This is a genomic window from Allomuricauda sp. TY007 (assembly GCF_010468565.1).
In the GTDB taxonomy this organism is placed as follows: domain Bacteria; phylum Bacteroidota; class Bacteroidia; order Flavobacteriales; family Flavobacteriaceae; genus Flagellimonas.
On sequence record NZ_WUEG01000014.1, the window covers coordinates 177,926 to 196,879 of the forward strand.

Annotated in this window: 20 protein-coding genes and 1 tRNA gene; 14 read left to right on the forward strand and 7 right to left on the reverse strand. The window is 40.4% G+C overall.

Going from position 1 to position 18,954, the window contains the following annotated elements:
* The first annotated feature begins 270 nt into the window (after positions 1-270).
* The 6 genes from GO009_RS14750 to hemW are packed head-to-tail and all read left to right on the forward strand — an operon-like array spanning position 271 to position 6,186.
* Complete coding sequence (locus tag GO009_RS14750; protein ID WP_163627228.1) at positions 271-633, forward strand: BlaI/MecI/CopY family transcriptional regulator; 363 nt, start codon at positions 271-273, stop codon at positions 631-633.
* Positions 630-2,771 (forward strand): M56 family metallopeptidase, encoded by a 2,142-nt coding sequence (locus tag GO009_RS14755; RefSeq protein ID WP_163627230.1) that lies wholly within the window; start codon positions 630-632, stop codon positions 2,769-2,771. Before GO009_RS14750 ends, GO009_RS14755 begins: the two co-directional genes overlap by 4 nt.
* Positions 2,772-2,792: 21 nt before the next feature.
* Positions 2,793-3,938 (forward strand): tetratricopeptide repeat protein, encoded by a 1,146-nt coding sequence (locus GO009_RS14760; RefSeq protein ID WP_163627232.1) that lies wholly within the window; start codon positions 2,793-2,795, stop codon positions 3,936-3,938.
* Between the two features lie 44 nt (positions 3,939-3,982).
* On the forward strand, positions 3,983-4,462 hold the full coding sequence (locus tag GO009_RS14765) for a hypothetical protein (protein WP_163627234.1): 480 nt from the start codon (positions 3,983-3,985) through the stop codon (positions 4,460-4,462).
* 1 nt (position 4,463) lies between these two features.
* On the forward strand, positions 4,464-5,015 hold the full coding sequence (ruvC, locus tag GO009_RS14770; protein ID WP_127137471.1) for a crossover junction endodeoxyribonuclease RuvC: 552 nt from the start codon (positions 4,464-4,466) through the stop codon (positions 5,013-5,015).
* Positions 5,016-5,022: 7 nt separating this feature from the next.
* On the forward strand, positions 5,023-6,186 hold the full coding sequence (gene hemW, locus GO009_RS14775) for a radical SAM family heme chaperone HemW (RefSeq protein WP_163627236.1): 1,164 nt from the start codon (positions 5,023-5,025) through the stop codon (positions 6,184-6,186).
* A 62-nt stretch (positions 6,187-6,248) separates the two neighbouring features.
* Here hemW and GO009_RS14780 read toward each other — a convergent pair whose 3' ends face one another.
* Positions 6,249-6,731, reverse strand: a complete 483-nt coding sequence (locus GO009_RS14780) for a hypothetical protein (protein WP_163627238.1) — start codon at positions 6,729-6,731, stop codon at positions 6,249-6,251.
* Complete coding sequence (locus GO009_RS14785) at positions 6,721-7,500, reverse strand: hypothetical protein (protein WP_163627240.1); 780 nt, start codon at positions 7,498-7,500, stop codon at positions 6,721-6,723. Before GO009_RS14785 ends, GO009_RS14780 begins: the two co-directional genes overlap by 11 nt.
* A 209-nt stretch (positions 7,501-7,709) precedes the next feature.
* Between GO009_RS14785 and GO009_RS14790 the strand changes: the two genes are divergently transcribed.
* The 6 genes from GO009_RS14790 to GO009_RS14815 are packed head-to-tail and all read left to right on the forward strand — an operon-like array spanning position 7,710 to position 11,976.
* Positions 7,710-8,462 (forward strand): cyclase family protein, encoded by a 753-nt coding sequence (locus tag GO009_RS14790; RefSeq protein ID WP_163627242.1) that lies wholly within the window; start codon positions 7,710-7,712, stop codon positions 8,460-8,462.
* Entirely contained in the window at positions 8,463-8,816 is a 354-nt protein-coding gene (locus tag GO009_RS14795; protein ID WP_163627243.1) for a DUF4260 domain-containing protein, read from the forward strand.
* Position 8,817: 1 nt separating this feature from the next.
* On the forward strand, positions 8,818-9,441 hold the full coding sequence (locus GO009_RS14800) for a DUF4230 domain-containing protein (protein WP_163627245.1): 624 nt from the start codon (positions 8,818-8,820) through the stop codon (positions 9,439-9,441).
* Between the two features lies 1 nt (position 9,442).
* A complete protein-coding gene (locus GO009_RS14805) occupies positions 9,443-9,844 on the forward strand; it encodes a Dabb family protein (RefSeq protein ID WP_163627247.1) in 402 nt (133 codons plus the stop codon).
* Entirely contained in the window at positions 9,841-10,200 is a 360-nt protein-coding gene (locus GO009_RS14810) for an MmcQ/YjbR family DNA-binding protein (protein WP_163627249.1), read from the forward strand. The genes GO009_RS14805 and GO009_RS14810 overlap by 4 nt, the downstream gene beginning before the upstream one ends.
* Positions 10,201-10,206: 6 nt before the next feature.
* Positions 10,207-11,976 carry a DNA mismatch repair protein MutS gene (locus tag GO009_RS14815; protein WP_163627251.1) on the forward strand — a complete coding sequence of 590 codons (1,770 nt, stop codon included), beginning with the start codon at positions 10,207-10,209 and terminating at the stop codon, positions 11,974-11,976.
* On the opposite strand, the gene GO009_RS14820 is transcribed toward GO009_RS14815, so the two are convergent.
* From GO009_RS14820 to GO009_RS14830, 3 genes are all read right to left on the reverse strand, one after another.
* Entirely contained in the window at positions 11,973-13,073 is a 1,101-nt protein-coding gene (locus tag GO009_RS14820) for a DUF4407 domain-containing protein (RefSeq protein WP_163627253.1), read from the reverse strand. The genes GO009_RS14815 and GO009_RS14820 overlap by 4 nt on opposite strands.
* A 104-nt stretch (positions 13,074-13,177) precedes the next feature.
* A complete protein-coding gene (locus GO009_RS17775) occupies positions 13,178-14,920 on the reverse strand; it encodes a M56 family metallopeptidase (RefSeq protein WP_163627255.1) in 1,743 nt (580 codons plus the stop codon).
* The gene (locus tag GO009_RS14830; protein WP_163627257.1) at positions 14,920-15,285 is read right to left on the reverse strand and encodes a BlaI/MecI/CopY family transcriptional regulator; all 366 of its coding nucleotides are present in this window, start codon (positions 15,283-15,285) and stop codon (positions 14,920-14,922) included. The genes GO009_RS17775 and GO009_RS14830 overlap by 1 nt, the downstream gene beginning before the upstream one ends.
* A gap of 136 nt (positions 15,286-15,421) precedes the next feature.
* On the opposite strand from GO009_RS14830, the gene GO009_RS14835 reads away from it, so the two are divergent.
* A complete protein-coding gene (locus tag GO009_RS14835) occupies positions 15,422-16,000 on the forward strand; it encodes an alkylphosphonate utilization protein (RefSeq protein WP_163627259.1) in 579 nt (192 codons plus the stop codon).
* Here GO009_RS14835 and GO009_RS14840 read toward each other — a convergent pair.
* Entirely contained in the window at positions 15,997-17,385 is a 1,389-nt protein-coding gene (locus tag GO009_RS14840; protein WP_163627261.1) for a dipeptidase, read from the reverse strand. The genes GO009_RS14835 and GO009_RS14840 overlap by 4 nt on opposite strands.
* Before the next feature lie 172 nt (positions 17,386-17,557).
* Here GO009_RS14840 and GO009_RS14845 point away from each other — a divergent pair.
* A tRNA-Leu gene (locus GO009_RS14845) sits at positions 17,558-17,639 on the forward strand.
* A 242-nt stretch (positions 17,640-17,881) separates the two neighbouring features.
* On the opposite strand, the gene GO009_RS14850 is transcribed toward GO009_RS14845, so the two are convergent.
* The gene (locus GO009_RS14850; RefSeq protein WP_163627264.1) at positions 17,882-18,748 is read right to left on the reverse strand and encodes a hypothetical protein; all 867 of its coding nucleotides are present in this window, start codon (positions 18,746-18,748) and stop codon (positions 17,882-17,884) included.
* Positions 18,749-18,954 lie beyond the last annotated feature (206 nt).

The window sequence follows — 18,954 nt, forward strand, 5'->3', positions numbered from 1 at the left end:
TCTTCATTTTTCAACTAAAAAATTAGTTTAAACTAAATATTTAGTTATATTAGCAGTGTCATTTTGAACTGAGCATAGCGAGAGTGAGAAATCTCAAACCATTTTTGGGTTTATGAGTTGCAATTCCACAACTCATTTTCGAATTGTCAGACTGAGCGCAGTCGAAGTCAAAATGAGAAATCTGAACTAATTTTCAAGGATTCAGCTCAGATTTTAAGGAATATGAATTGGATTCCCGATTTCTCGGGAATAACAACTAAAACGTATCAAATGAAACAACTTACCAAGGCAGAAGAAGAAGTAATGCAGCTCCTTTGGAAAATTGAAAAGGGGAATGTAGCCGCCATTTTAGAAGAATTGCCGGAACCCAAACCAGCCTATAATACCGTATCCACCATTGTCAGAATTTTAGAGGACAAAGGCTTTGTGTCGCACGAAAAAGTAGGCAAGGGGCATGTGTACTTTCCTTTAATAAAAAAGGAAGAGTACAGTAATCAGAGCCTGAACAAATTGATGGATGGATATTTCCAAGGATCGTTTAGCAGCATGGTATCCTTTTTTATGAAGAAAAACGACATCAGCTTGAAGGAACTCGAAGAAATCATGAAGAACATTAAAGACAACGAGCAATGATTACCTATATATTGGAATCTTTAGCGTTTCAACTGGTCTTTTTGTTGACTTACGACCTTTTTCTAAAAAAAGAGACCTTTTTTCAATGGAACCGCGCCTATCTGTTGGGCACGTTTGCCCTTTCACTCCTATTGCCTTGGGTAAAGATCCAAGCGCTGCAAACCACTATGCCACAGGAGTTGGAGACCACAACTGTATTTCTCACGCAATTGAACGGAGTGGTGCTCGGCCCTGGCGCAGAAGAAACCAGTTTTCTGGAACGTATCTCTTGGCCGTATTTGGTTTTGGGCGTGGGGAGTATATTGGCCGCTATTTGGTTCGTGTACAAGTTGATTCAAATAAGTAGACTCCGCCGTAAAAGTGTTGTGGAGAATTATCAAGACTTCACAAAGGTTACAGTACCTAAAAGTACTTCCGCTTTTTCCTTTTTCCGAAGCATTTTTATGGGCGAGGAAATCAAAAAGGACAAGGAGCCCAATATTCTGGCTCACGAATTGGTGCATGTAAAGCAATGGCACACCTTGGACCTCCTCTTTTTTGAAATGGCCCGAATCGTCTTCTGGTTTAATCCCTTGGTGTATATCTATCAAAAGAGAATTGCCGAATTGCACGAGTTTATTGCGGATGAAAAAGCCGTCAAGCAAAACAAGGTGGCACATTTTGAGATGCTGTTGTCCGAAGCGTTCCAAACACATAACATCAGTTTTGTCAATCAATTTTTTACGAAATCATTAATCAAAAAACGAATAGTCATGTTACAAAAAAAGAAATCCAAAGCCGTATGGCAATTAAAGTACGTATTGTTGTTGCCCCTAGTTTTTGGGATGTTGGTTTACACCTCTTGCGAGAGCGAAAATGAATCAAAAGCAGAAGAGATAGGAGTAGTTCCAATGGAGGAGGAAATGGTTGTTGTTGGTTATGGCGACGCAAATAATATAGTCACTTTAAAAGTGGGTGACATCGGATCGTTAACGGAAGACGAAAAATTTAAGCGAGATCAACTTTTGAAAGAATTAGGTAATAGCAAAGAGGTATCTACATTGGAAATAGTTGATAGGAAAAATATCAGGCTTAAAATGACAATTAACAAGGATGAAAGTATCTCTAATGAAGGGACTGTTTCTATTCCATTTGGCGTAATAGATGAAGTACCCGTTTTTCCAGGTTGCGAAGACGCTGATGATAAAAGAGCATGCTTTCAGGAAAAAATACAGGCACATATCCGCAAAAACTTTCATTATCCCGAAGCTGCCCAACAACTTGGGGTCCAAGGAAGGGTCTCTTCCATATTCATAATTGATACAGAAGGAAATGTAGTCGATATACAAATGAGAGGCCCACACGAACTTTTGGAAGAAGAAACGGAACGGATTTTGGCAAAATTACCACAAATGCAACCAGGCAAACACGAAGGTAAGACGGTCAAGGTACCTTTTTCCATTCCCATAGTTTTTAAGCTCCAAGGGAATGATGAAGAGGAAATCAGTGAGCAAAGAGGGGAAGGACTTGGGGTTCCGTTTGCGAACGTTGATGAGGTTCCAGTCTTTCCGGGATGCGAAGATGCTGATGATAAAAGAGCTTGCTTCAATGAACAGATTGTGAAGCATATTAAAAAACATTTTAATTACCCTAAAAAAGCTCAAGAATTGGGTGTTCAAGGTAGGGTGAGTGTGATTTTTGTGATTGGGAAAGATGGAATAATTACAGACATAGGGAAGCGTGGTCCACACGAGTTATTGGAAAATGAAGCTGTCAGAATAATAGAACGCTTGCCTAAAATGAAACCAGGAAAGCATGAAGGTGAAACAGTAAAAGTTCCTTTCGCTATACCAATAACCTTTAGGTTAAAAAGTCAGACTAAGCAAGAATCTCAACCTGATGATTCTCAGAATGAGGGGATGAAAGTAGGGGGTGTTTTGTCCGATAGAAACAATGTGTCCTACTTCATCGGCAAAGTAACGGACGAAGCATCTATGGCATTGCCAGGGGTAAATATTTCCATTGAAGGTAAAGAGGAAGGTGTTGTTTCAAACTTTGATGGGAACTTTAAAATTGCTGTTAATGAGGGTGAGATGTTGAAATTCCAATATATAGGTCTTCCCAACAAGTTGGTCAGAGTAGAAAAAAGACTTTTTTAATGGATATAATGATAACAGTAAATGCTGAAACTAAGGGCTAGCTATATACTAATAATTTTGTTCTCTTTCAAAGCCAGTGCACAATCATCGGCTTTGACCATTGCCGATAGTTTATATGCTCAGGGTAATTACACCTCGGCCATCAATGCGTATGCGAAGGTGGGGAACAAAAAATCAAATCTTCAGATAGCAAGGGCCTACAACACCATAGGAAATTATGATAAGGCCATTGCCCAATATACGGCCCTATTGGACAACAACCCTGAATTTGACCTGGCACGCTTTGAACTGGGCAAACTATTGTTCAAAACCAAAAATTATGGCCCAGCATTAGAAGCCTTCAATATTTTGACGTCTTCAAAACGGGAAAATCCCGAATATTTCTACTATTTAGGCAGAACCTATGAATCCGTGAAAGAAACGGACAAAGCGAACAAAGCATTCAAAACCGCTTTGGAAATGGATAGCACCCATTTACGTAGCTTATATTCTTTGGGCAAATATTACGTAGGTCAGGAAATAAAGGATTCTGCCTTGGTTTATATCGATAAGGGCCTTCGGTTTTATGAGAACGATGTGGTGATGGTCAACTTAAAGGCATTGGCTTTCTTTAACAACGGACAGTTTCAATTGGCCATTCCCCATTTTGAGCGATTGTTGGAGTTGGGCGAGGAAAAACCCTTTGTTTACGAGAAATTGGCCTTTTGTTACTTTCGAAACTGGGAGCCGGAAAAGGCACTGGAAGCCTATCACAAGTTGAGGTCATTTCCCGATAAATTGGCAGTTGCCTATTCAGGATTGGGCAAAGTGCATTTTGAAGAAAAGGAGTTGGACAGTGCGCAATACTATATTGAAAAATCCATTGAGGAGCGAATGGCTTCCTTCCCGCAGGAATATGCAAGCCTTGGTCGTATTGCCCGCCTGAAGGGGCAGACCAAAAAATCCATGGATTACTATGTAAAGGCTTGGACAGAGAACAAAGACAACTTTTACAATTACTATCAAGTCTGTGTCTTGGCGGACGAGTATTACAAAGACCCTGAAACACGCTTGGGCTATTACGAAAAGTTGTTGGAGATGTACCCAGAAATGGTTTCCTTTCTTAAGGAACGGGCCAAAAACCGCATTATCGAGATAAAAGAGGAAATCCACTTTGCCAGCAACTGATTTCTTCAAAATATCGTAATTTCAGCCAAATTATCAGGGCTGTCATGCAGAAGTATGTTTTATTGATCATTTTTATGGGTTTGCTCGTATCCTGCGAGCTGTTCGAGTCCAAGGAGGACAAGACCCAAAAATTGGTGAATGAAGAGCTTTTGGCCATCGATTGGAATGATGTGGATCAATACCCCCTTTTTGAGGATTGTGATGAAACCGCCCCAAAAGATGCCCAGCAAGAGTGCTTCCAAAATGTGATAACCGAGTATTTTTCCGAAGCCTTGGCCGGACTCAAGTTTCAGGTTAGGAATGATATGAACGATACGGTTTATATCGATTTTTTGATTGATGAACATGGTTTTATCTCCGTGTTAGGTGTCGAAGAAAAGACCTCCGTATTGAATGAGATATCCGATTTCAACAGCAAAATTTCCGAACGTTTGAACGATTTGACCACCGTGGCGCCCGCATTAAAAAGAGGAAACCCGGTAAGTCTGCGCTTTAGGCTCCCACTGGTACTAAACACCAACTAATTTGGCAACAGAAAAAATAATATTGGGAATAGACCCTGGAACCACCATCATGGGTTTCGGCATCATCAAGGTTATCAACAAACAGATGCACTTTGTGCAAATGAACGAGTTGATGCTGCGAAAGTATGATGATCCCTACACCAAACTCAAACTTATTTTTGAGCGTACCCTAGAGCTCATCGACACCTATCACCCCGACGAAATTGCCATTGAAGCCCCTTTTTACGGCAAAAATGTGCAATCCATGCTAAAATTGGGTCGCGCCCAAGGTGTAGCGATGGCTGCTGGGTTATCCAGGGAAGTCCCGATTACCGAGTATATGCCCAAGAAGATAAAAATGGCAATCACAGGGAACGGTAACGCGAGCAAAGAACAAGTGGCCCGAATGCTCCAGAGCGTCCTAAAATTGAAATCCTTGCCCAAAAACCTCGATAGCACGGACGGATTGGCCGCAGCAGTTTGCCATTTCTACAACGAAGGCAGGGTAGAGGTCGGGAAAAGCTATACGGGTTGGGAGGCTTTTATCAAACAGAATCCGGATAAGATCAAATAACAATTGAGTGAGCGGAATTTACATTCACATTCCATTTTGCAAGCAAGCTTGCCATTACTGTGATTTCCATTTTTCCACACAATTGGGAAAAAAGGAAGCCATGGTCCATGCCATTGCCAAAGAACTGGTTCTGCGTAAAACGGAGGTTGATGATGCCATCGAAACCATCTATTTTGGAGGTGGAACACCGTCGGTTCTTACAGCCGAGGAAATCGAGCAACTTATTAAAGCCGTTTATGACAATTACAAAGTAATTGACCATCCAGAAATCACTTTGGAAGCCAATCCCGATGATTTGGTGTCATCTCGAGCGCCCGCCTGCCGGACGGACAGGCAGTCGAGAGACCTCTTTTCAGAATATAAAAAAGCAGGCATTAACCGCCTCAGCATCGGCATTCAATCCTTTTTTGATGAAGATTTAAAGCAGATGAACCGTGCCCATAATGCAGGAGAAGCGGAACAATGTATCAAAGAAGCTACGCAGTATTTTGACAACATCACTGTCGACTTGATTTACGGGATTCCAGGAATGGACAATGAGCGATGGAAAGCCAATATCCAAAAAGCATTGGATTTTGGTCTGCCACATATTTCCAGCTATGCCTTGACCGTGGAACCTCGAACTGCCCTTAAAAAGTTCATAGAGAAAGGGGTTGTTCCCGATGTGGATGATGAACAGGCCCAAGAACAGTTTCATATTCTGGTGGATATGTTGGAAGCAGCCGGTTTTGTCAATTACGAAATCTCCAATTTTGGTAAGCCTGATTACTTCTCCAAAAACAACACGGCTTATTGGTTGGGCAAAACCTATTTGGGAGTGGGACCATCGGCCCATTCTTTTGATGGAAAACAACGAAGTTGGAATATCCGAAACAACCCGACCTACATTAAAAAAATAACCGAAGGTGCTTTGCCCATGGAAATCGAAACACTTTCCACTACGGATAGGTACAACGAATATGTGATGACGGGCCTACGGACTATCTGGGGCGTTGATTTGGGTAGAATTGCATCAGAATTTGGAGAAAACCACCTGAAATATCTCAACCGACAATCCTCCAAATTTCTGAAACAAGGTTTACTTGTTTTGGAAGGTGGAAAATTGCTCACGACCAAAAAAGGCAAGTTTTTGGTAGATGGTATTGCGAGTGATTTGTTTTTCCTGAGATAAGCTAGTGTATTTCTTATCCCTTAATTTAATGAGTTGCGCAAATGGTCATTTTTTAACGTTTTTTAAATGTCTAAAATACCAAAAGTTTCAGTAAATGGAATATCAATAGAGATAATCTCAAATTTTGGATTAGTTCTTTTTTTCAAGAGCGCACGTGTACTTTTTGAACGAACATCAGAGGTTACAAAATGTGTGATTGATTTGTCCAAGTCGGCTTGAGCAAATAGTTTGGAATCATTCGGTATTATTGCTCTTGGAGATAACTTTTCTTCACTTACCTTGTTCTCTGTAAAAATTATATTCGCAAATTGTCCTGTTTTCTGGGCTTCTTTTAAGTTAAACGGAACGATTTGAATATTTTTTAAAGGTATGTCTTCTAAATTTCCCAGGACACAGTATTCTGCTATTGAAATTGTAGAAACTTTTAGTATGATGTCGTTTTCTAAAAAGTATCTAAAATATCCAACTGCATTTTTATGAAGTGGGTCTTCATCGTTAAGAAGCCTGATGAAAAAACTTGTATCTAATAAGACACTATGCTTCATAACCTCCTCTTAAGTTTAAGAGCCATTCGTCAGGATTAACATTTTTCCAGCTATCCTTGGCTTTTTTGATAAGAGAATTCAGGTAGTCATTATCAAATTTTGGTTGATAATCAATAAGCTCGATTAATTGAAGGGATTTGGTGTCAACTTCTCCAGTCTCAATATTTTGTTTGCCTTTAGCTCGAACACCATATTTTTTATAAAGTAAGTTTTCTTCTCTTTCTTTTAGGAATTCTTCTCCAGTCTCAATTGATAAGTATCCGAAATCATCTGTGTCTAAATGTATATTGGCCTTGCTTTTACCGCCAGCATCTTTTAAAATACCATAAAAATAAAATTCTGCATCAACCCAAATATTTTCTGTTCTGATGAATTTTGTATTCGGATTGATAGTTAATTCATAACTATCATTTAGCGACGTCTTTATTTGAAATTCGTAATTTTTTTGACGTGATAGATTTTGAATATTTTCAATTGCTCTAGCAGTCTTTAATTCAAGAAAATCGATTGATTCGTTTGCCTGAACTTGAGATAAAACTGCGCTAAATCCAATTACGGTTTGAATTGTGGTTTTGAATAGGTGTCGAACAGAACCCTCTTTAATGTCGTAGGTAATAATTGGTCTGTCTTTTTTGTTTGTAGGAAATAGCAAATCCTCAACATTCTGCAAAATGGATGCAATATGTTTAATGTCATAATTGTCAGGGCTTAAATCTTGGTTTCCAGACTTACCAACAACTCGAATTTCTATTTCTCCAATTTTTTCCACATTTCAAAGATATAATTTATTCAAATTTATTCTGGGTCAATATGTTGTACAATGTTTCAAGATATTAAAATACAGTTTTAATAGAATAATACCCATTGATTTCCAACTTTGGACTTAGGTATGAAGTTAACCGATTTTAACCAAAAAATAGCGAATTATTGCATTTATCAAATGAATTGACTTAATTACCAAAAACTAGTTTAGCTTAAATGATTGCCTCAATAAAACACAACTCCCGAAACTATAAAATAGACTTGACCAAACCCCTTGATATTTCCATACCGCTCAAAGGTGGCGACAAAAACGTGAACGCTTGGTATTTGGACCCACCAAAAATCACACCGCACGAGGAGGATGGATTTGTGGGCAAGGTAACCGAGGGAGCGTCCACCAATTTCAACGATATTTGGTTCAACCCACATTCGCACGTAACGCATACGGAGTGTTTGGGACATATATCCGAAGAGTTCAACTCCATCAATAAAAAGCTGAAAAAGTTTTTCTTTTTGGCTGAGGTAATTACCGTAGCGCCCGAGCATATGGGAGAAGATTTTGTGATTTCGGAAAAGCAAATAAAATACGCTTTGGGCAACAAAAAAAGGCAAGCAGTGGTTATCCGTACCATGCCCAATTTGGGCTATAAGCGTTCCAAAAAATATTCGGACACCAATCCCACCTACTTAACTGAGGCAGCAGCCAAACATCTGGTAAAAAAAGGGGTGGAGCATTTGCTCGTGGACCTTCCGTCCGTGGATAAGGAAAGGGATGGGGGCGAGCTTTTGGCGCACAAGGCCTTTTGGAACATGAATGGAAAACCGAGAACCAAAGCGACCATCACGGAGTTTATCTACGTGCCCAACCCTGTAGAGGACGGCACCTATTTTTTAAACCTGCAAGTAGCACCATTTGAGAACGATGCAAGCCCAAGTAGGCCCGTTTTGTATAAAATTGAAAACCAATAAATGAAAACAACACTTAAACTGGAAGAGGCCATGATGTTATTTTTTGGTTTCTTTATTTTTATGCAGCTAGATTTGCAATGGTGGTGGTTTCTGGTGCTGATTCTAGCTCCTGATATAGGAATGTTTGGTTATCTTTTTGGAAACAAAACTGGAGCCTTGGTTTATAACATTTTTCACCACAAAGGAATTGGAATATTGCTTTATATTGTCGGCGCAAGTTTTTTGGATATGCCAATTTTAAAACTATGCGGAATAATTATATTTTCACACTCCGCTTTGGACCGAATGTTCGGTTACGGATTAAAGTATGAAACAGGATTCAAGTTTACCCATTTGGGTGAAATAGGAAAGTAACATGGGTGAAGTTGTAGATATTGTTTTAGGGTTGATTTTGGGTGCAATACTTATGTATTGGCTCTTTTCCCTGTTCCGAAAAAAAAGGAACAAAGAAATTACCGAAGAACAATCCACCGTAATCCTGAACAAGATACGCAGCGTGTGCAAACTCGTTTCCGTTGAAGGGGATTTTGCAGAGATTTATCATTACGAGAATACCAAGGACAGCTTTATGAGCCTGTTCCGAAGTAAGAAAAAGGCATTGATCATTATCAAAGCAAAAGCACACATCGGTTACGATCTGAACAAACTGGATATGAAGGCTGAAAACGACAAAAAGAAAATCATTCTAAGCCATTTTCCAGAGCCAGAAGTATTGTCCATAGAGCCCGACCTACAATTTTATGACATTAAAAATGGTATCTTCAACAGCTTTTCGCCCACGGATTTAACCAATCTCAATCAAGAGGCCAAGGAGCATATCAAACAGAAAATACCAGAGAGTGGGTTAATGGAAACCGCAAAAAATGAAGCCTTGCAGGCCGTTTTGGTCGTGGAGAAAATCGTAGAGACCATTGGGTGGACATTGGATTATTCCGCCTTGGAAATATCGAACAGGGAAAAACAATTTATAGAAGAATAACATGAAAACAAAAATCATAACCTTGCTTTTGGTAGGTGTATTGGCCTCCAGTTGTGTAGAAAACAAAAACGATATGAATAATTTTGACCACACATTTGCCCACGTGGTATATTTTTGGTTCAAGAATCCAGATAGTCAAGAGGCGAGAGCTACTTTTGAGGCTTCTTTGACCAAATTTTTGAACAATTCCCAATATGCGAAAACAAAGTTTATTGGGAAACCGCCAAAGGCGATTCGCGACGTGGTGGACGATTCTTTTACCTACTCCTTGATTTTATCTTTTGAATCTGCCGAAGATCAGGCTGCTTATCAAGATGAAGCACCGCACAAGGTATTTATTGAAGAGTGCGAGGACCTTTGGGAGAAAGTTATCGTTTATGACTCTCAGGGCATCAAGCAATGAATGTAGAGGAGCTTAGGGGGCTTTGCATATCCAAAAAAGGAGTGACCGAAGAATTTCCTTTTGATGAAAGCACTTTGGTGTTCAAGGTAATGGGCAAAATGTTCGCTTTGGTTCCTTTGGAACGACTACCATCACAATGCAATTTAAAATGCGACCCCGAACGCGCGGTGGAACTTCGAGAGGAATATGATGGAGCCATCAATCCGGGCTACCACATGAGCAAAACGCATTGGAATACACTTTTTATAGAGCAATTGCCCCCAATGTTGGTCAAGGAACTTATCGATCATTCGTATGATCTGGTCGTGGCCAGTCTCACCAAAAAACTTCAACAAGAGCTACAAAATTTAGGCTGATATTAGATGCAGGATTTACAAGGTTTTTACACTTCTCAGCGAGAAAAACACCAACAAGAACTTCAACAGATTAAAAAGAAATTGGGTCTATTGGCCACCTTGCGATTAGCTGTTTTTGTGGCGTTGGCACTCGGGATTTATTTTTTGTGGGGCACAACGGCCATTTTTGTATTGTTGCCTTTGTGTATTGTACTTTTCTTATATCTGGTTACCCGTTTTAGCAATGTAAAACGGCACAAGGAATACTTGCAACGACTCATTGCCATCAATGGCACGGAATTGGATATTTTGGCCCGAAGGTTTCACCATTTGCCTGATGGAAAGGAATTTTTGAAACCCGACCATCCGTATGCACAGGATTTGGATTTGTTTGGTAGGGGTTCTTTTTATCAGTATGCCAACCGGACCACTTTGCAGCAAGGAAGAGAAGTGTTTTCTGGACTATTATTGGACGGATATCCAAAGGATATCGCCCAAAAACAAGCCGCGATTCAAGAGTTAGCTAATTTGCCCGAGTGGCGGCAACATTTTTCAGCATTGGCTGGGGAGACCCAACCCAAAATATCGCCCGATGTGGTCTCTGACTGGATGAAAAACCACAAATCGTTCATGCCCAAGTGGGCGAGAATCGTTCCTCCGATTTTTGCCTTGTTGTCAATTTTGTTAATCACTTTGGCTTTTATGGGTCAGGTGCCAGAAAGCTTGATACTTTTTTGGTATGTTTTAGGTTTGGGGATTGTTGGTCGCTATGCAAAGAACATCATTGCATTCACCACAAGGGTGTCCGAAGCGCAGGAAACCATCCAACAGCATCAACGGTTGATTTCTGAATTGGAAGAGCATACCTTCAACTCGGAATTGCTTCAAGAACTTCAGAAGAAATTAGAGGTAAAAGGCGAGAAGACCTCAAAAATACTGAAACGTTTCTCCCAAAGTACGACCATGCTTGAACAACAATTCAATTTGATTGTTTCATTTTTTGCCCAAGGTCTTGGTCTGTACAGTGTTTATTATGCCCATGCTGTTGAATCTTGGATTTCAACCTATGGGGGAGCGGTGGAAGGATGGTTTGCTGCCATTGCCCAGTTTGATGCCTACATCACCTTGGGAACTTATGCCTTTAATCATCCCGATCATACCTATCCAAGTTTAGTGCAGGGGGATATCGTGATAAGTGCAAAGGAGACCGGGCATCCTTTGGTAGACCCTGAAAAAAATATCTTGAATGATTTTAAGATAGGAAAAGGACGTTTCTGTATAGTTACTGGAGCCAATATGGCTGGTAAAAGTACTTTTTTACGTGCCGTGGGCCTGCAGATCGTGATGGCGAATATGGGATTACCTGTTAAAGGAAAAGAAGTACAATACAATCCTGTTCGCTTGTTGACCAGTATGCGTTCCTCGGATTCTTTGGCGGACGAGACTTCCTATTTTTATGCGGAGCTCAAACGCTTGAAATACATAGTTGAAGAGTTGGAGAAAGAAGATTGCTTCGTGATTCTGGACGAAATCCTAAAAGGCACCAATAGCGTGGACAAGGCTGAAGGTTCCAAAAAATTTGTGGAGCGTTTGGTAAAAAATGGGTCCACGGGAATGGTGGCCACACACGATTTAAGCCTTTGTACCCTTGCCGACGAACTTCCCGAAGTGGAAAACCGCTATTTTGATGCACAGATCGTAAACGGCGAATTATTCTTCGATTATAAGTTCAAAGAAGGGGTTTGCCAGAATATGAATGCCTCTTTCTTATTAAAAAATATGGGAATTGTTGACTAAAGCCCCTTTACCTGTACGTTGTGGAAGGAATCGGCTTGTAAGCGCAACAACTCCTCTGCTTTTTGCTTTTTGTAGCGGTATAGTTCTTCCTCGTTTTTTATGTCTGCATAGATCTGCTGATTGATTTCCCCATCGGTAGACAATAATAATTTACGCTGCTCCACTTTTTGGGTCACCCATGTAGCCACTACACTTTCCTGCTCTTCAAATTTATAATCGTATTCGCCCTTTGGGGCCAATAATTTGGCAATGATGGGAGCTGTCTCGATGGCCAAGAACAATAAAAAGATAAAGAATGATGGAAACCACGGCAATTTGCCCAAAGCATTGATGCGAGCCATCAATCCGTCAAAGCCATCAATAATGGGTTGGGAATTGGCAACTGCGGTATCGTAATCGGTTCGGAGGGCGGCAATCTGTGCTTCGATGTTTTCAATTTTATCGCTGTTTGTTTCTTTCAAGGCATTGAGTTCAGCTAATGCTGCGTCGTGTTTTTCGCGTTTTTCCTTGTATACTGGGCCTTTACCCAACAATCCTGTGCCAGCAGTGCCTTCGGCCTCGGAAATATAGGTATCGTAAAGGGCGTTGGTCTCTGCCTCTTTGGTCGCAACCTCATTCTTCAGGTTGGCAATGTCTTGGTTAAGGCTTTCAACTTTCGGGGTGTACTGGAGCGCCAATTGTTCCTTGTTGTCCAAGGTCATGGCATTTTTCTCCTCCAAGAGCACTTGGTTGATTTCTTTCTCAAAAATCTTCATCTCCAACGGTTTGGAAATCACTACGGCGATGATCAGAGCCAAGACGATTCGAGGAGCTGCTTGAAGCAGTTCCCCTTTAAAATTGTCACGTTTTTTAATGGTGGAAACAATGTATCGGTCCAAGTTGAAAATGAGCAAGCCCCATATCAATCCGAAGAAAATGGAAGTGTAAATATTGTCAAAAACCGTGTAAAGGGCATAGCCCGATGCAATAAAAGCCATTACTGCGGTAAAGAATACGGTGGCACCGATGCCGGCGTATTTGTTGCGTTCCCCATTGGAACAAGTCTCTAGGATTTGGGTGTCCGCACCCGAGCAGAAGATGAAAAAGCGTTGTAACATAAAGTGTTCTCTTTGATTGATAGATTATTAGAACGCAATTTTTATGGATTTGTTACATAAAAAGCCCCAATTAAGGGGCTTTTAACATTGTATGGGATGAACATCTAGTTATCTATTTCAATGGGGTCCACCGAAAGTCTTACGATTGGCTTTTTATCCTTGGAGCCTCTTGAATCTATATTTATTTTGTTATTGTTTTCCATAATCTCAATGGCCTTTTTAGCGGTTATTTCTTTTCCATTGAACATAAATGTTGCTCCCTTAGCTGCCATTTTCTTGATGTGCTCCACTGGTTTTGGTGGTACAGGAGGTGCTGCTGGACCGGGTGGCACTATAGATTTTATGTCTTTTACGTTTGTAATGGCTGAAGGAGGCATTGGAGGTTTTGTGGCTCCGGGAGCTGGTGGTGCCGGCGGAGGAGGTGGGAAATCAGGAAAGGGTTCGGCATCCGCACGTTGTTTCTCGGACATTTTACCATAGATTTCTTTTAAGCGTATCACCTCACTCTTTTTAATTGTCATGTGGTTTCGGTCCATTTCATTGTACTTTTTGGCCAAAGTATTGTACTCTTTCATTTCCTCTCGGGTAGCGCTTTGTTGCTGGAATTGTGCGTTATTTTCAACCATTGTCATCCTGTTGGCATGTAACTTGGTTGTGGTTGGAGTGATAGGAATCTTTTCCTTAAACTGATTTTTTTCCATGATGACCTCATTGGCAAATACCTCGATTAAATCAATGCCAGTGGTTCTTATTTCTTTGGACAAATCATTTATAGTGTTGAGATGTACAGATTGGTCAGCAGTGATTTCCACCTTGGCTATTTCAAAGTCATAAGTAGATAGGTACTCTTTATTCAAAACTTGGGCAACTTCGTTAAACTGGACAATGTCATTCTGGATTTGTACAGTTTCATTGCTCAAAAGTTCCATGGTGATGATATGGTCGGCAGCAACCTCTCTTTTAATTTGACGATGTTCACTAAACCCAAATAACAATAGGGCCGTAAGGGGCAGAAGCAAAAGACTCCTGAATACAAATGATTTTTTGGATGTGTTTGTTTTCATGACTGTAAAACGTTTTTTGATTGATGAATAATTTATGGCATTTGCAATGCCGATTGACTGATGTGTTTCAATATCGTATGATAAGTACGACAAGATGGTGTTTTGATAATGTGAATATTCTTTGTTTTTGTTGACTACGGCTTTATCCGCCAAAAATTCATGGTTTAGCTTGATGGATGATTTAAAAAAATAGATGAAAGGGTTAAACCAAAACACAACTTGAGCCAGTTCGATAAAAATGATATCCAAACTGTGCCGCTGAATGGCGTGGGTCTCCTCGTGCAATAGAACTTCCTGTGGAATACTGTTTTCCTCGTGTTGTTTTTGGTTTAAAAAGACGTAGTTCAAAAATGTATGTGGGGGTAGTGATTGATTCAAAAGCACCTTGGTCACAAAATTTTCCTTGAACTTGGGGTTCTTTTTGATGCGTAAACGTATTCGGAACAGATTTGCAATAAAGCGAAGTCCGAATCCAATAACTCCCAATCCATAAATGAGCCACAACATAAGTTGCCAGTCAAAAAATGAAGTCTGTGGGATGGTTTGTGCAACAACGGCATCAGAAATAGGGTCAGTGCTAGGAGTAATTGAATTGATGGTGGGTTCAACGGCATCAATATATTCGATAAAAACCAGATTGGGAATTATAAAAGATGCCAGTAATGCTCCCAAAAGAAAGAATCGTTTAAAATGGTGTATGCTCTCTTTTTCCAGCACCAATTTGTAGAAGACCATGAATATGGCCATGCAGGCAGTCGATTTTAAAAGGAAGGTCAACATCATTACTTCTTTTTGATTTCGTTGTCGATCAACTTTTTCAATTCTTCCAACTCACTTTTGCTCAAGTTGGTCTCTTTGGTGAAAAATGAGGCGAATTGGCTAGCACTGTCGTTAAAGAAATTTTTTATAAGCCCGTTCACGTGTTTCGAAAAATAATCCTTCTTCTTTACCAAGGGATAGTATTCCCTGCTTCTACCAACGCTATTGTAGGCTATAAAGCCTTTGTCCGCTACACGCTTTAAAAGCGTTGCCACTGTTGTGGTCGCTGGTTTCGGTTCGGGGTAGGCATCCAATATGTCCTTCATATAGGCCTTTTTCAATTTCCAAACTATATTCATTAACTCCTCTTCGGATTTAGATAACTGCATTTTCAAGTTTTTTACAACTACTGTTCTACAAACATAGAATATAAATTTTAATTCTACAAATGTAGAGTTTATTTATCATGATAAGAAGTCATTATAATATCCTAAAATGTTAAGTTTGCCTTCAAATTTGAATATCATGGGATTATTGGAGGACTTACAAAACAGAAGTGGAAATACTTGCGAATTATGCGGGGCAATAGAAAATTTACAGGTATATGAAGTTCCTCCAATTTCCACAGGAGGGGTGGACGGTAGTCTTCTGGGCTGTGCCACTTGTATCGATCAAATAGAAAATCCTGATAATGTGGATTCCAACCACTGGAGATGTTTGAACGATAGTATGTGGAGCGAGCACGATGCGGTTAAAGTTGTGGCTTGGCGTATGCTGAACAGATTAAAATCCGAAGGATGGCCCCAAGATCTTTTGGATATGATGTATTTGGAAGAAGAAACATTGGAGTGGGCCAAAGCTACGGGTGAAGGAGAAGAGGAGAGTGAAAAAATAATCCACCGAGATGTAAACGGCAATATCTTGGAAAATGGCGACAGTGTTGTACTGGTAAAAGACTTAAAAGTTAAAGGTTCCAGCATGGTCGCAAAACAGGGAACCGCCGTGCGACGGATTTCCCTGGATCACGAAAATGCCGAATATATTGAAGGCAAGGTAGATGGTCAACAAATTGTGATCATTACCAAATACGTTAAAAAACTTTAGGCCTTCATCTCCGTATAATATTTGTAGAAGTAAGGTATGGTTTCAATGCCCTTTAAAAAGTTCCAGACCCCAAAATGCTCGTTGGGGGAGTGGATGGCATCGCTGTCCAACCCAAAGCCCAAAAGAATGGTCTTGCTATCAAAAACATTTTCAAAAAGGGCCACAATGGGAATACTTCCTCCGGTTCTTTGTGGAACGGGCGTTTTGCCAAATGTGGTTTCCATGGCTTTCGAGGCCGCTTGGTAGCCATCACTATCTATCGGCGTAACATAGGCTTGTCCTCCATGGTGCGGGGTAACCTTTACTTTGACACTTTTTGGTGCCAGTGACTCAAAATGCTTGGTGAATAAATCCGTAATCTCGTGCCAATCTTGGTCTGGAACCAATCGCATGGAAATTTTGGCGTAGGCCTTACTGGCAATTACGGTTTTTGCACCCTCACCTGTGTAACCTCCCCAAATACCGTTCACATCCAAGGTTGGTCGTATTCCAAAACGTTCCGGTGTGGAATATCCCTTTTCTCCATGAACATCATCAATGTCCAAGGATTTTTTATAAGCTTCCAAATCAAATGGTGCTTTGGCCATTTCTGCCCGTTCCTCATCAGATATGATTTCAACCTTGTCATAGAACCCCGGAATGGTGATATGGTTGTTTTCATCATGTAGTTGAGCTATCATTTTGGACAACACATTGATGGGGTTGGGTGCTGCACCTCCGTAAATTCCCGAATGCAAGTCCCTGTTCGCTCCGGTCACTTCCACTTCAACATAACTAAGTCCGCGTAGGCCTGTTGTTATGGAAGGAGTATCGTTGCTGATCATTCCAGTATCGGAGATCAAGATGATATCGTTTTTGAATTTTTCGCTGTTTTCCTTTAGGAAATCTTCCAAATTATCACTTCCTATTTCTTCCTCGCCTTCGATCATGAACTTTACGTTGCAGGGCAGTGAGTCATTTTTTATCATATATTCCACCGCCTTTACGTGCATAAAAAACTGGCCTTTATCGTCACAGGCCCCACGGGCAAAAATGGCACCATCTGGGTGTAGTTCGGTTTTTTTGATCACGGGTTCAAAAGGAGGGGAATCCCAAAGGTTTATAGGGTCTGGGGGTTGCACATCGTAATGGCCGTAAACCAACACTGTTGGCAGGTTTGGGTCGATGATTTTGTCGGCATACACCACGGGATACCCATTGGTTTCGCAAATTTCGGTGTTTTCGCAACCTGCTTCGTCCAAAGATTTTTTTACAGCTTTAGCGGCTTCCAAAACATCCTTGGCGTATGCCTTATCGGCACTAATGGAGGGGATTTTTAAGAGGTCGATCAACTCGTTGATAAATCTGTCCTTGTTGGTGCTGATGTAATTATGTATGTCTTTCATATATGAATTAAAAAGGACCCTAAAAGTACAAAAAACAAGTTTTTCGGGGCAGTGGATTTGCAAATCGGAAAATTGATTTATATTTGCACTCCATTTCGCGGGTGTGGTGGAATTGGTAGACACGCTAGACTTAGGATCTAGTCAAGTCTAAGCTCTTAAAATATTGTTAAATGCGGGTATGGTGGAATTGGTAGACACGCCAGACTTAGGATCTGGTGCCGCAAGGCGTGGGGGTTCGACTCCCTTTACCCGCACTTTTAAGTTTTCTGAAACTTACGTTAAAAGCTCCTCAATTTTGAGGGGCTTTTTTTGTATTGGTACAACATAGGTAAAACATTGGCCTTTTTTTACTGTCGACACTAGATCTTTTTACATACTAATTCAAAGGGCGTCAAATTTAATTTTAGCTCTTTCCCTTGCCTTCTTTTAGTTGATTTTGATTATTTATTTTGGCCAAGGCAATTTATTTTTCCAGAAACTTTTTCTGATAGTTGGTTTAGGGATAAAACAGACTTGATCTTTTTGTTTCGGTTTCCACAAGGGAATTTCGTTCGATACCTTCCAACAAAGGAACTTCCCTTTCGATCATAGGGTCGAACCATTCGATCTTCTCATTGGCCCATTCCAGCCAAAGCAATATATCCTCGGTCAGTTCATCGTTGGATTCCTTGTGGCTTTTGAATTCTTGGACATAACTTCTGAGCCTAACGGTCATCTCATGTCTTTTCATGTCCTTGAAAAGTGATTTCAGGGATTGAAGTTCTTTGTCCTTCCGGTCTTGAAGTTCCTGTTTGATTTTTTGTTCTTCTTGGTACCTCCTTTGCCATTCTTCTGCTTCGATTCTTTCTTTTTTCAACTGTTTGGCCGTCAACTCTAGTTTGGTCAGTATTTTGGCGAGTTGTTCCTCCAAAAGTTCATTTTTACTGTCTGCCCAATCTTTTCTCAAGATGTAATCTGCTTCCATTTTTAACATTAAAATACCGCTTGCTTGGTATTCATAATTTGTCCATCGCTCTTTTTTGACAAGCACTCTTTTTGATTTTTCACGACAGCGTATATTGATTTTTTCGTCAAATACTATGGCATAAGTGCTATATCCATCAATTTCAATGGCATGACCTCTTTTCCTAAGTAATTTGATCAAGGAATTCATGAACCTTAGTGCCCTGGGAACCATCTTTTTTGAAACCTCAATGTTTAAGTTTCCTTTGGTTGTATGGATTATATCTTGATATTGATGGTTGGGTTGAAAGTTCGAAGTTGCAAGGTCGGATTTTGCCTTTTGAACGAGAATGTCAGGTTTGTATATTTTATTTGGAACGGAAAGGGGTAGGGAGGGGTCGTTAACAATTTCGTTTTTCAAGGCACTGTATTTGCTATTGAAATGGACTTTTTTATCATTTTCTCCTATCCTCTCATAAAGTGGAAACGCCGGACATAGTATACCACCCTCGCCGGGTTAAAGTGACCATAGCTGGCCGGACGAAAGTGACCCACCCCCGCCGGGCCAAAGTGACCCACCTTTAGATTAGATCTATCTGTAAAAAGTCTAAGTGCTTTTTTTGTTAA